Genomic DNA, 13,501 nt, shown 5'->3' with positions numbered 1-13,501 from the left:
AGTAGCCGGTCGTCCCCGGGCGGACAGCAAGGTCCGGCCGATGACGGCAGAAGAACGCAAAGTGATCTTTGCCTCCTCGGCGGGCACGGTCTTTGAGTGGTACGACTTCTATCTCTATGGATCGTTGGCAGTCATTATCGGCGCCAAGTTCTTTACCCAGTTCGACGAGACCACCCGCAACATCTTCGCGCTGCTGGCCTTTGCCGCGGGCTTCCTGGTCCGGCCGTTCGGCGCGCTGGTATTCGGCCGGCTGGGCGACTTGGTCGGACGCAAATACACCTTCCTGATCACCATCCTGATCATGGGCGCGTCGACTTTCCTGGTCGGCATCCTGCCCACGGCCGATAGCATCGGCCTGCTGGCACCCACGATCCTGATCGTCCTGCGCCTCCTGCAGGGTCTGGCACTGGGTGGTGAGTATGGTGGTGCCGCCACCTATGTGGCGGAGCACGCGCCGCAGGGCCGGCGCGGCTTCTACACGTCCTGGATCCAGACCACCGCGACGCTCGGCCTGTTCCTGTCGCTGCTGGTCATTCTCGCGGTCCGCTCGGCGCTCGGCGAGGAAGCGTTCGCCGACTGGGGCTGGCGCATCCCGTTCCTGATCTCGGTCGTCCTGCTGGGCATCTCGGTCTGGATCCGGTTGCAGCTCCAGGAGAGCCCGGCGTTCAAGCGGATGAAGGAGGAGGGGACGCAGTCCAAGGCACCGCTCTCCGAGGCGTTCGGCCAGTGGCGCTACGCCAAGTTCGCGATCATCGCCCTGCTGGGCCTCACCGCCGGCCAGGCCGTGGTCTGGTACACCGGCCAGTTCTATGCGCTGTTCTTCCTGCAGAGCATCCTCAAGGTCGACGGCTACTCCGCCAACCTGCTGATCGCCTGGTCGCTCCTGATCGGCACGGCCGGCTTCGTGTTCTTCGGCTGGCTGTCGGACAAGATCGGGCGTAAGCCGATCATCCTGGTGGGCTGCCTGCTGGCGGCGCTGACCTACTTCCCGCTGTTCAAGATGCTGACGGAGACGGCCAACCCGACCCTGGCCGCGGCCCAGGCCTCGACCCCGGTCACCGTCGTCGCCGACCCGGCCCGCTGCTCCTTCCAGTTCAACCCGGTCGGCACCGCCAAGTTCACCACCTCCTGCGATATCGCCAAGGCACTGCTCGCCAAGAACGCGGTGAACTACACGGTCGAGGCTGCACCGCCCGGGACGATCGCCTCGGTCAGGATCGGCGACCAGACCATCGAGGCCTTCGACGCGGAGCGGGCCGGGGCCGATGCGGCGGCGCTGGGCGAGCGGTTCACCGCCGAGGTCACCGCGGCCCTGGTCGCGCATGGCTATCCGGAACCCGGTGATCCGAACATCGTGAAGCTCGACCACCCGTTCGACATCTTCGACGGGCGGACCTTCATGGTGGTGCTGATCCTGACGGTCCTGGTCATCTACGTGACCATGGTCTACGGCCCGATCGCCGCTGCCCTGGTCGAGCTGTTCCCGACCCGCATCCGCTACACCGCCATGTCGCTGCCCTACCATATCGGCAATGGCTGGTTCGGCGGCCTCCTGCCGGCGACGGCGTTCGCGATGATCGCCTGGCGCGGCGATATCTATTTCGGGCTCTGGTACCCGATCATCATCGCGGCGGCCACCGTGGTCATCGGCGTGCTGTTCGTGCCGGAAACCAAGGACCGCGACATCTTCGCGGACGACACCCGCAGCTGATCGCAACGCAGCTTCAGGTTCGAGGGAGGCGTCCGGGCTGTGGCCCGGGCGCCTCCTGCCTTTTCGGGCACCGGCCATGCATGCGCCGGGCAGAACTCCTGAAATTGGTGGAAGACATACGCTGCGCGTGGTCGTAGACGATGCGCGAGTCTTGCCGCCTGCCCGGCTCACGCCAGAGATGCGAGGGGTAGAGGCAAAGTAAAGTGGTTCTAAACTAGAGAGCGGTTCATGGTCCGTGATGCGGTGGCTGCACGGCTGGATCTTCCGGGTCTCCGGTATCCGGTGATGGTCCTGGCCCTGGTCTCCGTGCTTGCCGGGGCGGCACATGCTCAGGAGCCGCCACTGGCCCCGGTGGCCGATACCGCGGGGGTGGCGGGCGCCGGCCCGGCCGAGGGTGGGGGCCAGGACCAAGCCTTGGCCCCGGGCGAGCCCGTCCCGTCCGGCGGGACGGCAGACGCATGGCCGATCGTGCCGGGCCTGGGCGACGGCATGGGCATTCTGGAGGAGGAGCAGCTCGGCGCCGCATCGGCCAGCCTGCCCCACGACCTTTCGCCCTGGGGCATGTTCATGGCCGCCGACCTGGTGGTCAAGGCAGTCATGGTCGGGCTCGCCTTCGCCTCGGTGGTCACCTGGACGATCTGCCTCGCCAAGTTCCTGGAGCTGGCGATGGCCAGGCGCCGGGCCAGGCACGCGGCTGCACGGCTGGCCCGGGCACCCGACCTGGGCGAGGCCCTGGCAGGCGTGGCCAAGGGTGACCTGGTGGCCGGCAGCCTGCTGTCCGCCGCCAAGACCGAGCTCCAGATGTCGGAGGACTTGGAGGCCGCCAGCGACGGCAAGGCCGGCATCAAGGAGCGCGTGGCGTCGCGGCTCGATCGGATCGAGGCGGCGGTCGGCCGGCGGATGATCCGCGGCACCGGCGTGCTCGCGACCATCGGCTCGACCGCCCCGTTCGTCGGCCTGTTCGGCACGGTCTGGGGGATCATGAACAGCTTCATCGGCATCTCGGAATCGCAGACCACCAATCTCGCCGTGGTGGCGCCCGGCATCGCCGAGGCGCTGCTCGCCACGGCGATCGGCCTGGTGGCCGCGATCCCCGCCGTGGTCGTCTACAACCATTTCGCCCGGCAGATTTCCGGCTACCGCGCTCTGGTCGGCGACATGTCGGCCGAGGTGATGCGCCTCGTGTCGCGCGATCTGGATCGCCGCGGCGCGCGCGGCCGCGGCTATGCCCGTGCAGCGGAGTGAGTGACAATGGCAGCGAAGCTCGACGACGGCGACGATCTGGGCGACAACCATGACATCAACGTCACGCCGTTCATCGACGTGGTGCTGGTCCTCCTGATCATCTTCATGGTGGCCGCACCGCTCGCGACCGCGGACATCGCGGTGGACCTGCCGCCCGCCAATGCCAAGGCCTCGCCCCGGCCGAAAGCGCCGGTCTTCGTGTCGCTGCAAAAGGACCTCTCGGTCGCGATCAACAGCGACGAGGTCGAACGGGCAGCAATCGGCACCGGCCTGGACCGCGTCACCTCGGGCGACAAGGAGCAGCGGATCTTCATCCGCGCCGACGAGGGCGTGCCCTACGGCGAAGTGATGGCCGTGATGAACCTGATGCGGGCCGCGGGCTACCTGAAGGTCGGGCTGGTCGGCCTCGAGGCGGTGCCTGCCCAGTGAGCGCGGCGGCACTTCCCTACGAGATCTCCGAGGGTGGGGGGGCGGGCGACCTGCGGCGCTGGGTGGCCGCCTTCCTGGTGGTGGCGGCGCTGCATGGCGGGGTGGCGCTGGTGGCGCTGAACTGGCGCCGGCCGGTGGAGATCCCGGGTGAGCCGCCCGCGGCGGTGATGATCGACCTAGCGCCGCTGCCGACCTCGCCCAATGTCGAGGAGATCCTGAACGAGCTGCCGCTGCCGGAGCCGGCGCAGGTGGAACTGCCCGACCCGGTCAGCGAACTGGAGATCGACCTGGCAGAGCCCGCCCCGGTGGAACTGCCGGAACCGGTCACCGAGCTGGAGCTCGAGTTGCCCGAGCCGCCGCCCGTGGAACTGCCGCCAGAAGTGTCGGAGCTGGCGCTGGACCTGCCGGAGCCCGCGGAGGTGGCGCTGCCCGAGCCGCCGCCGATGCCGGCACCACCGCCGCCGCGCAGCAAGCCCAAGCCGCCGACCCGCCGCCCGCCGCCGCCCGACAAGCCGGACCAGCAGGTCGAGCGGGTTGCCAAGGAGCCGCCCCGGCAGGCGGCACCGCAGCCCAACAAGTCCGCGACCGCGGCAGCACCGGACTCCTCTCACAACAGCCAGCAGGCCGTGTCGCTCGCCAACGCGCCGCCCAGCTGGCAGGGTGCGGTGCTGGGCAAGTTCCAACGGGCGCTGCGCTATCCCCGATCAGCCCAGATGCGCCGCAAGCAAGGCACCGCCATCATCGTGTTCCGGGTCAACCGGAACGGCGACGTGCTGGGGGTCCGCCTGATCGACAGTTCCGGCACTGAGGTGCTGGACGAGGAGGCCGTGGCGGTGGTGGAGCGCGTCAGCCCGTTGCCGCCGCCTCCGCCGGAGATGATGACCGGCGCCCATCGCGACGTCGCGGCACCGATCATCTTCGCCCTGCGCTGAAGGCTCACGGTTCGCGAAAGCCCAGGACGCGCGCGGTCAGCGCCGCCGGGTCCGGGCGGTTCCGGAACAGCAGCGAGCCGCGCCGGCTGGAATGGCCGGGCACGTAGTCGAAGGTGATCTCGCCGGCTTCCTGCTCCTCGCCGGTGGCGGCGGTCACCGCGATCCTGGCTTCGGCCGCCGTCTCGCCGCCCAGGTTGGTGATGATCAGGTCGACCCGGAATCCTGCGGTGGCGGCCTCGACCCCGTCCACCCGGATCACCAGGTCGGCCGGTGCATCCGCGCCCGTCAGCCCGTCCCAGGCCAGATAGCCGACGATGAAGATCGCGACCGCGGCACCCAGGCCGGCGGCGACCCATTCGAGCAACGGCGTGGGTGGGCGGGGCCTGGCGTGATCCCCCTGGTTCCGATCCGGCTGCTTGCTGCTCATGCTCCGCTCACACGATCAGGCGCGCCGTGGCGGCGCCGAGGGCGGACGGGAAGCCCAGGATCACCGTCATGGTGAGCACCTCGCCCAGCCCGGTGAGGTCGGTTCGGCCGAAGGTCCACAGGATGTAGAAGCTGACCGCGAGGGACAGGCCGTAGCCCGTCAGGCTGAAGCGGAAGAACACGGCGAAGAAGCCCGTATCCTCCGGCCATGCCTCCTGACCGGCAAAGCCCAGGGCATAGACCAGCAGATGCAGGAGGAGGACCGAGACGAGGGCCAGCAGGATCGTGTGCCAGGGTGTCACCAGATGCGCGATGAGCTGGATCTCGTCGGTCGGCGCCACGTTGAAGGCGATGTAGACGGCACCCGCCAGCATCACGAACAGCTCGGCCCCGTAGCTGGCCGGCGGCTGGTCCTCCTGCCCCTCCTCGGGCGGCGCGGCGAATTGGGCACGGGCCAGGATCGCGCCGATTCCGGCCGGGATCGACTGGACCGCCAGCTTGCCGACCCATTCGCCCACGGACATGGCTGGATCGAGCACGCCGAACAGGACGAGCAGGCCGAGGCTCACCAGCACGCCCACCAGATAGGCGGAAAACGCATCGAGGAGGTCGTCGCGCCAGCCCGTGTCCGCGCCGAAGCCCACCCGCGTGGACAGGCCGATGAGCAGCAGGAGGCCCAGGCCGACGAACAGGGCCAGACGCAGGCGGTCCATGCCGAAGCCCAGCCACCACATCTCCATCGTCATCAGGAGCGGGAAGGCGAACAGGATGGCACCGCCTGCGGCGCGTGCCAGCTCCAGCGCGTAGTCGCGGTTGGCCGGGTTCATGTCGTTCAGCCCGGAAAAAAGAAAAACCCGCGCGTTGCCGCGCGGGTTCTCCAAGATCGCCAGACGGGGTTTCCGTCCGTCGAGACGATCAGCGCTGGCGCACTTCCACGCGCCGGTTGCGCGGCTCGGGCACCTGGTCGCCGGTCGGCACGGCCAGCTTGGTCTCGCCGAAGCCCTGGATCGTCAGGCGCGAGGCATCGACGCCCTGACCTTCCAGGTAGGTCGCGACCGCCTCGGCACGGCGCACCGACAGGCCCATGTTGTACTCTTCGGTGCCGACCGTGTCGGTGTGGCCCCAGACGAGCAGGCGCTTGTTGGTGTCCGCCACCAGCTCAGCGGCGATCGCATCGAGCTGCGGCTTGAACTCCTCCTTCACGACCGCCTTGTCGAAGTCGAAGAGCACATCCGAGGAAATCGAGATGACCTCGACCTCTTCCACCGGCGTCAGCGCGGCGATGGCATCCTCGAAGCCCTTGCGGCAGGTCGCGATGTCCTCGACCTGGAAGTTCTCTTCCTGCTGCTCCATCCAGCAGTCGAAGCTGGCCTGCGCCTTGGCGGCGGTGGCCGGATCGGCCTGGGCCTCCTCGGTGGCAAGCGTGCTCACCAGGGTGGCCCGCGCCTCGGTCAGCGTACCGACCATGTCCGCCGGCTCGTTGCGCGCGCTGATCGGGGTCGGCTCGGGAGCCGTGCCGGACGCGGCCATCTTGGCGCGCTCGGTGTAGAACAGCGAATCACGCCAGTCGTACTGGTCGTACTCCGACTGCGAGAGCGCCGAATACTCCTGGAAGAGTGCCTGGGTGAATGCATCACCGCTTGCGCTGGTCTGCTTCAACTCGTTCAGGCCAGAGGTCGAGGTGAAGGCCGAGCACCCGGTCAGGAGCGCAAGCATTCCAACCCCGGCGATCTGGCGGATCCTGGATTTCATGATACCTCCGCGCGTTCGTCCGTAGCAAAAATTTCCTAACGCCTCGGACGCCGCAGGCGCCGTGAGCGGGGCACAGCATAAGGGCTCTGGCGTTAAATAGATCGGTAACACCCTGTTCGTCCCCGCTTTTCTGGACCGGTTGCGACAACGAAGCAACGTCCTGACGGACGGAGAGCACAATTTTGCTGCTGTGTGCGTGTCAAACAGCCAGGGCATCCGTCAGTTCCCGCCATTCGCGGGGGGAAAGGCCGCTGTCTTCGACTGTCACTTTCTCGCCACCAAGCATCCTGCGCAGTATCGCCAGGGCCGGGCCCGAGAGTTCCAGGGCATTGAGGCGGTAGTCGGTGAACGCCTCGAAGGTGATCGGAACCCAGCGCCGGATGATCTCCACGATCACCTCCGCATAGGCCCGGATCTCCGCCTGGGCATGGGGATCAAGTCGCAGCGCCACGAAATGCAGGAGGTTGTGCAGGTCGGTCTTCCAGTACCACTGCGTATAGGTGGAGAGCGGCAGGACCACCCGGGCCAGCTCGCGCGCCACCCCGCTGCGCTCGGGATCGAGCGGCTGCCCCTCCGCATCCGCGTTGAGCAACTCATGGTAGCAGCGGAACGCCGCCTCGCCGCTGTCCCGGATCGCCTGGCGTACCGCCTCCGCGGCGTCCGGATCGAGTGCGCCGCCGCGGCCCTGACGGTTGTTCACGGCTTGTGCCGCCACGCCTTCCGGCTCGGGCAGGTACAGTTCGTCGTCCAGGACCGAGTAGCGCGCGGAATACTCGTTCACGGCCGCGGTGCGGTGACGGATCCACTGCCGGGCGATGAAGATCGGCAGCTTCACGTGCAGCTTGATCTCGCACATCTCGAACGGCGAGGTGTGGCGATGGCGCATGAGATAACGGATCAGGCCGCGGTCGTCGGAGACCTTGCGGGTGCCTTTGCCGTAGGAGACCCGGGCCGCCTGCACGATGGCCGCATCGTCGCCCATATAGTCGACCACCCGCACGAAGCCTTGGTCGAGCACCGGCAGCGCCTGGAACAGGATCTCCTCGAGCGCCGGGGCCACCGGCCGCCGGGTAGCGCCCGGCTCGGCCTGGCGCAGTTCCTCGATCTCCGCCGACTGGCGCTCGTTCAACCGCATCATGCCCTCCGGCAGGAATGGACGCGCAGCGTCGCTGAAGCGGGCCGCGCAACAGGCACGATCCCGGTGCCGCGCGTTTAGACCTCCCGCCCGACACAGGGGAAGCACCGCCTTCCTTCGATCACAGCGGAAGCACCCCATGCGCACATCGCTGCGCCGCACCCTTCCATCCGGACCAGTTCGCTCCTATATTCGAGGCGTCGGCGCGAGCCGACTATGGCGATAAACGTCACACGGCATAGGCGTTACGGACCCGGGGGCAGAGCCCGGCGCCTCCACCAAACATCGCCGTGGTCGGCCCGGGACTACGGGCAGGCCGCGGCGCTCGCGGGGGCGAATTAGGATCGACGTGCGTAGTAAGGGTGTGGCTTTTGCCCGGCATGGTACCGCCGTTATCGGGCTAAAACACAAGTGCCAACGACAATAGCCGTCTGGCCCTCGCTGCCTAATCATTAGGTAAGCGCGGTTCGGGGGGGCGCCGGGCAACAGAAGCCCCCCCACTTCAAACGACTTCTTCCGGGTTTCTCCGGTCCTGGTGCGGCTTCAAGGTCGAGATGAGCAAGGACAGCATCCAATACGGCCAGCTGGTCGAACAGGCCTTGCGCGGCGTCGTGCGCGACGTCCTGTCCCGCGTCGCCCGTGAAGGCCTGCCGCAGCCGCATCATTTCTATATCACCTTCCGCACCGACCATCCGGGCGTGGGCCTCGCTGCCTCCCTGCGCGAGCGCTACCCGACCGAGATGACCATCGTCCTCCAGCACCAGTACTGGGACCTGCAGGTCGACGACGAGACGATGGCGGTCACGCTCAGCTTCAACAACCAGCCGCAGCGTATCGTCATCCCGTTCGCCGCGCTCAAGGTGTTCGCCGACCCAGGCGTCGAGTTCGGCCTGCAGTTCACGATCGAGCCGCCCGCCGAGGAGAACCTCGCCGAGACCGTGCCGCTCCTGGCCGGCCGCGACCGAGAGGCACCGGTCCGCGATCACGCCGGTGACGATGTGGCCGAGCCTGCCGACGAGGCGGCATCCGGCGGCGGCGCCCAGATCGTCTCCCTGGACCGCTTCCGCAAGCGCTGATCCTTCTCGACGCGGTAGCCCCCTTTCTCGGGCCAGCCCGGCAAGCTCTCCGAACCGGGACGGGCGACACCCGCACAGCGTGCCTCAGCCTATCCGACCGTTGACGGATGGCCCGAAAGCCGCGACCTGAGCTGCAAAACATGGGGCGCAGGAGCGTTTGTGATGAGTGTTGCCAAAGAGGTCCGGGTCGAGAGCGACACGTTCGGGCCGATCGAGGTTCCGGCGGACCGGCACTGGGGTGCCCAGACCCAGCGTTCCCTGCAGAACTTCCGGATCGGTGACGAGCGGATGCCGGCACCGCTGGTCCGCGCACTGGGCATCGTCAAGCTGGCCGCAGCGCGGGTGAACGTTCGGCTGGGCCAGCTCGATGGCAAGCTCGGCGACGCAATCGCCAAGGCCGCCGAGGAGGTGGTGGAGCTGAGGCTGGTCGACGAGTTCCCGCTGGTGGTCTGGCAGACCGGGTCGGGCACCCAGTCGAACATGAACGCCAACGAGGTGATCGCCAGCCGCGCCAACGAGCTGCTGAACGGCAGCAAGGGCGGCAAGTCGCCGGTCCACCCGAACGATCATGTCAATCGCGGCCAGTCCTCCAACGACACTTTCCCCACCGCCATGCACATCGCCGCGGGCGAGCAGGCGTGCAACGCGCTGATCCCGGCGCTGGAGCACCTGCACGCGGCGCTGGCCAAGAAGGCCGACGAGTTCAAGGACATCATCAAGATCGGCCGCACCCATCTGCAGGATGCGACGCCGATGACGCTCGGCCAGGAGTTCGGCGGCTATGCCTGCCAGATCGCCTACGGCATAGAGCGGGTGAAGGCGGCCCTGCCGCGGGTCTGGTACCTGGCACAGGGCGGCACCGCGGTCGGCACCGGCCTCAATGCCAAGAAGGGTTTTGCCGAGGGCTTTGCCGCCGAGGTGGCGACTATCACCGGCCTGCCGTTCGTGACAGCACCCAACAAGTTCGAGGCGCTGGCCTCGCACGACGCCATGGTCGAGCTGTCGGGGGCGCTCAACACGCTGGCCGTCTCGCTGATGAAGATCGCCAACGATGTCCGGCTGCTGGGCTCCGGCCCGCGCTGCGGCCTCGGCGAGATCTCCCTGCCGGAGAACGAGCCCGGCAGCTCGATCATGCCGGGCAAGGTCAACCCGACCCAGTCAGAGGCGCTGACCATGGTCTGCGCCCAGGTGATGGGCAACCACGTGGCGGCCTCGGTGGGCGGCTCGAACGGCCATTTCGAGCTGAACGTGTTCAAGCCGGTGATCATCTACAACGTGCTGCAGTCGATCCGGCTGATCGCGGACGGCTGCCGCTCGTTCACCGACAACTGCGTGGTCGGGATCGAGGCCAATCGTGAGCGGCTGGCCCAGATCATGAACGAGAGCCTGATGCTGGTGACGGCCCTCAACCCGAAGATCGGCTACGACAACGCCGCCAAGGTCGCCAAGAAGGCGCACAAGGAGGGCACGACCCTCAAGGAGTCGGCGCTGGCGCTGGGCCTCCTGACCGAGGAGGAGTTCGACCGGCTGGTTCGCCCTGAGCTGATGCTGGGTCCGTCGGACTGAGCGGCAGCACCCGCACCTGCCCGGGCGGCCCCAGCAGGTGCCAGCCCGGCAGCCCGCCATCCGGCGGCAGCGTCGCATCGAGGAACCAGACCGGCAGGTCGAGCCGCGCCGCCAGGTAGCGGCGCGACTGGTCCGGCAGGTCGACGGCCAGATGGGGCGGGCTGCTTTCCAGCAGGCCGCGCTTGGCGGTCAGTGCGCCGTGGATGCCGGCAAACGCGAAGGGCGGAGCGTCGCTGCCGACTGCCGGCGGCAGCGTGCCCGGCCCGATTGCCAGGCGCAGCTCGCCCGCCAGGTCGCTCACGATCGCCTGTACGGATCTGCCCTGGCCGGCGAGGCTGGCTTCGGCGGCGAGCCTCGCCTGGGGCGCCCGGTCGATCCCGAGTAGGCCGCCCAGCGCCGCGCTGTCGGCATCGTCGAGCGCCAGGTCCAGCTCCAGGAGCGGTACGATTCCGCGGCCGTCCACGGCGAGATCGCCCCGCAGCCTGCCACCCTGCGGCAGGGACAGGTCCAGCCGTTCCAGGTCGAGGCGTCCCTCCGCCAGGCGCACCCGGCCAAGGCCTTGGCCGTCCGGGTCGGGCAGCTGGCGCAAGGTGAGGTCGAGCTCGGCCGCGAACAGCCAGTGCCACTGGAGGTCCACGGCCGGCCAGGCGCCCGGCCAGCGCAGCGGCGAGCCCGGCGCGAACGACAGGGCGGTGGACATGAAGTCATAGAGCTCGGAGAGGGAAGCCGGGGCCACGGCCAACGCCAGCTGCCCGGCAAGGCGCGGCACCTCGCCGGTCGTGCGCAGGCCGAGCTGGCCGTTGGCACGCAGCGGCCCGGCCGCAAGCTCGATCTGGCCTTGCCAGCGCCCGTCCTCGCTGCGGCCGAGCCGTGCATCGGCCACCAACTTGCCGCCCAGCGCACGCGGCTCGATCGGCAGGAGTGTCAACTCGGCCAGGAGGGCGGCGAGATCGGGCGCCTGAGCCCGGACGTCCAGGGCGGTCGCCGCTGCCTGGCTGCCCTGTCCGAGCGTGCCGCTGGCGGTGATGCTCTGCCCGTCGCCGGCCAGGTCCAGTGCCACTTCCAGCCGGTCGAACGGTCCGCGCAGCGACAGGGCTCCCTCCAGCCCCGGCAGGCGCGCCAGCCAGGGCAGGTCCCGGTCCAGCACCGAGGCGATCCGCTGCGGCCGCGGCGCAGTCAGTCCCAGCACCATGTCCAGCGTGCGGCGGGCCGGATCGAGCGAGCCGGCGAGCGTCGCATGCAGCTCGGCACGATCCCCGGCCGACGCCTCGGTGATCGTCAGGCGGCCGTTTCGGCTGCGGGCCTCGAGCGCGACATCGGTGATCCAGGCATCGCCTTGCGACAGCCGGCCGATCCGCAGGTCGAACTCCCCGTCCGGCAGGTGCCGGAGCAGGTCCAAGGGTTCGGAGGACCCGGCAAGCCACTGCGCCAGGTCGAGCCGGTCGATCTCGCCTGCAAGGGTCACGGCGCCGGCGGCAAGCCCGATCTTGCCGGCGAGCCGGCTCTGGTCGGCCTGCAGTGTCGCCTGCTCGAGCGTCCAGCTGCCGGGCCGCCAGCGCAACTCGCCCTCGACCAGCAGCCCGGCCGGCCGGTCCGGCGGCAGCCAGTCCGGCAGGACCCCTAATTGCCCCAGCACCGGCACGGCGGTCGGCAGGTCGAGGCTCATCGTGCCGGCCAGCTCCTGGCCCGGCGACAGCCGCGCCCGTTCCAGCCGGAATGCGCCATCGGCGCCGACCGAGGCCGCCAGCCGGTCGATCTCGACTTGGCCGTCCGGCAGGAGGCGGCCCGTCAGGTCTACGGCCGGCAGCGCCACGCCGCGCAGGTCGAGCCCATGGCCGGTGAGCTTCACCTCGATCCGGTTGCCGTCCACCAGGCCCGTACCGGCCGCCAGCTGGTCCAGGTCCGCTGCGGCCAGGGACGCGCCGCGCAGATCCAGGCGCAGTCCGCCGGCCCCCTCGGCATGATGGAGCTCGAACGTGCCGGACAGGGTGGTGCTGCCCGAAGAGGCGGCGAGATCGGTGAGCTTCAGGCCGGCCACCCCATAGTCCACGCGGCTCTCGCCCCGCCACGGCGCATCGGGCCCGAGTGTTGCCCACCGCCCGAGCCAGGCCGGCAGCCTGCCTGCCGCCGCGACCTCCAGTCGGCCGAACAGCCGCTCTGCGGCCAGGAGGCCCTGCCACGCGATCCGGCTTTCGCCTGAGCGCAGCTCAAGCTCGGCGGGCACGGCGCCGCTGCTGTCCGCGCGCCGGAAGGTCCCGTCCAGAGCGAGCGGGCCGTCGGCCGTCTCGGCATCCAGCGCGAGCCGCACCATGCCATCCGCGTCCTCCCTGCGGTCGAGCGTCAGGGCGGCCAGCTCCAGCGGCGGCGTGTCCGGTGCCAGCTGGACGGCCAGCCGGCCATCGGCCACCTCGATCGTGCCGGTCTCGCCGCCGTCCGCCAGGCGCAGCAGGTCCTGGACTGCCACGGGTGCGGCCAGCTCCGGGCGAACGGCGGTCAGCGCCTGCACCGACGGCTGCCCGGTCAGGAGCCGTAGCGGTGACAGGGTCAGGTCGATGCGGTCGGCCCGTGCCACGGTGGCGCCCTCTGCCAGGAGGCTCGGCGCGGTGATCACCGCCCGAGGTGCCGGGAGGAAGCTCAGCCCGATCCGGCCTTCCAGCCGGACCGGCCGGTCGAGCACGGCTGCCAGCGACGCCTCGGCCTGCTGGCGGATCCGCTCCGGGTCGGAGAGGAGATAGAACCCGCCTGCCAGCGCGCCGAACAGAGCCGCCGCCGCGGCCAGGATCAGGAGGATGGCACGCAGGCGCATCGATCGTTCAGGTTTGGCCGGACTAGGAACGGGCCGACCCTAGGCAGGCGGACGGCACAACGCAAACCGCACATGGGCGAACCGGACTGGGCCCGGCCCTGGCGGTCAGGCGCGGGGATGGGCGGCGCCATAGAGCTGGTACAGCCGTTCCTGGTCGACCTGCGTGTATTTCTGGGTGGTGGACAGGCTGGCATGGCCTAGCAGTTCCTGGATGGAGCGCAGGTCCGCGCCGTTCTCCAGGAGATGGGTGGCGAAGCTGTGGCGCAGGGCATGCGGGGTCGTGGTGTCGGGCAGGTTCAGGACGCTGCGGGCATGGCGGATGCGCCGCCGGACGGCATCGGCGGCCATGGGCCCGCCGCGCACACCCAGGAACAGGGGCGAGCCGGGCTCCTGGGGGAAGGGGCAGGCGGCGAGATAGTCGGC

At 69.3% G+C, this 13,501-nt stretch carries 12 protein-coding genes and 1 other RNA gene; 7 read left to right on the top strand and 6 right to left on the bottom strand.

The features are described 5' to 3' along the window. Positions 1-40: 40 nt before the first annotated feature. The 4 genes from VNS22_RS08965 to VNS22_RS08950 all read left to right on the top strand — a co-directional run bounded on the left by VNS22_RS08965 (position 41) and on the right by VNS22_RS08950 (position 4,317). Complete coding sequence (locus VNS22_RS08965) at positions 41-1,711, top strand: MFS transporter (protein WP_349261751.1); 1,671 nt, start codon at positions 41-43, stop codon at positions 1,709-1,711. Positions 1,712-1,939: 228 nt separating this feature from the next. Then, positions 1,940-2,956 (top strand): tonB-system energizer ExbB, encoded by a 1,017-nt coding sequence (gene exbB / locus VNS22_RS08960; RefSeq protein ID WP_325731679.1) that lies wholly within the window; start codon positions 1,940-1,942, stop codon positions 2,954-2,956. A gap of 6 nt (positions 2,957-2,962) precedes the next feature. Then, a complete protein-coding gene (exbD, locus tag VNS22_RS08955; protein ID WP_325731678.1) occupies positions 2,963-3,385 on the top strand; it encodes a TonB system transport protein ExbD in 423 nt (140 codons plus the stop codon). After that, positions 3,382-4,317 (top strand): TonB family protein, encoded by a 936-nt coding sequence (locus VNS22_RS08950; RefSeq protein ID WP_325731677.1) that lies wholly within the window; start codon positions 3,382-3,384, stop codon positions 4,315-4,317. Before exbD ends, VNS22_RS08950 begins: the two co-directional genes overlap by 4 nt. Positions 4,318-4,321: 4 nt before the next feature. Here the strand turns inward: VNS22_RS08950 and VNS22_RS08945 are convergent, their stop codons facing one another. The 4 genes from VNS22_RS08945 to thyX form a co-directional block, all read right to left on the bottom strand. Then, positions 4,322-4,744, bottom strand: coding sequence for a hypothetical protein (locus VNS22_RS08945; protein WP_325731676.1), 423 nt, complete (start codon positions 4,742-4,744; stop codon positions 4,322-4,324). Positions 4,745-4,751: 7 nt separating this feature from the next. Continuing rightward, positions 4,752-5,570: a TIGR02587 family membrane protein gene (locus VNS22_RS08940; protein WP_325731675.1), complete on the bottom strand. Its 819-nt coding sequence runs from the start codon at positions 5,568-5,570 to the stop codon at positions 4,752-4,754. 88 nt (positions 5,571-5,658) lie between these two features. Then, positions 5,659-6,495: an OmpA family protein gene (locus tag VNS22_RS08935; RefSeq protein WP_325731674.1), complete on the bottom strand. Its 837-nt coding sequence runs from the start codon at positions 6,493-6,495 to the stop codon at positions 5,659-5,661. 199 nt (positions 6,496-6,694) lie between these two features. Continuing rightward, positions 6,695-7,630, bottom strand: coding sequence for an FAD-dependent thymidylate synthase (thyX, locus tag VNS22_RS08930; RefSeq protein WP_325731673.1), 936 nt, complete (start codon positions 7,628-7,630; stop codon positions 6,695-6,697). Positions 7,631-7,790: 160 nt separating this feature from the next. On the opposite strand from thyX, the gene ssrA reads away from it, so the two are divergent. The 3 genes from ssrA to fumC all read left to right on the top strand — a co-directional run bounded on the left by ssrA (position 7,791) and on the right by fumC (position 10,272). Then, positions 7,791-8,132, top strand: a transfer-messenger RNA (tmRNA) gene (gene ssrA / locus VNS22_RS08925). A 52-nt stretch (positions 8,133-8,184) separates the two neighbouring features. Continuing rightward, a complete protein-coding gene (locus VNS22_RS08920; protein ID WP_325731672.1) occupies positions 8,185-8,706 on the top strand; it encodes an SspB family protein in 522 nt (173 codons plus the stop codon). A gap of 162 nt (positions 8,707-8,868) precedes the next feature. Beyond that, entirely contained in the window at positions 8,869-10,272 is a 1,404-nt protein-coding gene (gene fumC, locus VNS22_RS08915) for a class II fumarate hydratase (RefSeq protein WP_325731670.1), read from the top strand. Here the strand turns inward: fumC and VNS22_RS08910 are convergent. Both VNS22_RS08910 and VNS22_RS08905 read right to left on the bottom strand, forming a co-directional pair. Beyond that, a complete protein-coding gene (locus VNS22_RS08910) occupies positions 10,181-13,078 on the bottom strand; it encodes an AsmA-like C-terminal region-containing protein (protein WP_325731668.1) in 2,898 nt (965 codons plus the stop codon). The genes fumC and VNS22_RS08910 overlap by 92 nt on opposite strands. Before the next feature lie 105 nt (positions 13,079-13,183). After that, the coding region (locus tag VNS22_RS08905) for a tyrosine-type recombinase/integrase (protein ID WP_325731666.1) at positions 13,184-13,501 on the bottom strand (318 nt) is incomplete at its 5' end.

The sequence above is a fragment of the Geminicoccus sp. genome (assembly GCF_035556675.1).
GTDB lineage: Bacteria > Pseudomonadota > Alphaproteobacteria > Geminicoccales > Geminicoccaceae > Geminicoccus.
Note: the sequence above shows the minus strand (reverse complement) of the source record. Positions and strands in the feature narration are given on the sequence as shown.

Bases quoted from the DNA above. Each gene is read 5' to 3' on its own strand.
- VNS22_RS08965 (WP_349261751.1), top strand. From the start codon at position 41: ATGACGGCAGAAGAACGCAAAGTGATCTTTGCCTCCTCGGCGGGCACG.
- exbB (WP_325731679.1), top strand. From the start codon at position 1,940: ATGGTCCGTGATGCGGTGGCTGCACGGCTGGATCTTCCGGGTCTCCGG.
- exbD (WP_325731678.1), top strand. From the start codon at position 2,963: ATGGCAGCGAAGCTCGACGACGGCGACGATCTGGGCGACAACCATGAC.
- VNS22_RS08945 (WP_325731676.1), bottom strand. From the start codon at position 4,744: ATGAGCAGCAAGCAGCCGGATCGGAACCAGGGGGATCACGCCAGGCCC.
- VNS22_RS08940 (WP_325731675.1), bottom strand. From the start codon at position 5,570: ATGAACCCGGCCAACCGCGACTACGCGCTGGAGCTGGCACGCGCCGCA.
- VNS22_RS08935 (WP_325731674.1), bottom strand. From the start codon at position 6,495: ATGAAATCCAGGATCCGCCAGATCGCCGGGGTTGGAATGCTTGCGCTC.
- thyX (WP_325731673.1), bottom strand. From the start codon at position 7,630: ATGCGGTTGAACGAGCGCCAGTCGGCGGAGATCGAGGAACTGCGCCAG.
- VNS22_RS08920 (WP_325731672.1), top strand. From the start codon at position 8,185: ATGAGCAAGGACAGCATCCAATACGGCCAGCTGGTCGAACAGGCCTTG.
- fumC (WP_325731670.1), top strand. From the start codon at position 8,869: ATGAGTGTTGCCAAAGAGGTCCGGGTCGAGAGCGACACGTTCGGGCCG.
- VNS22_RS08910 (WP_325731668.1), bottom strand. From the start codon at position 13,078: ATGCGCCTGCGTGCCATCCTCCTGATCCTGGCCGCGGCGGCGGCTCTG.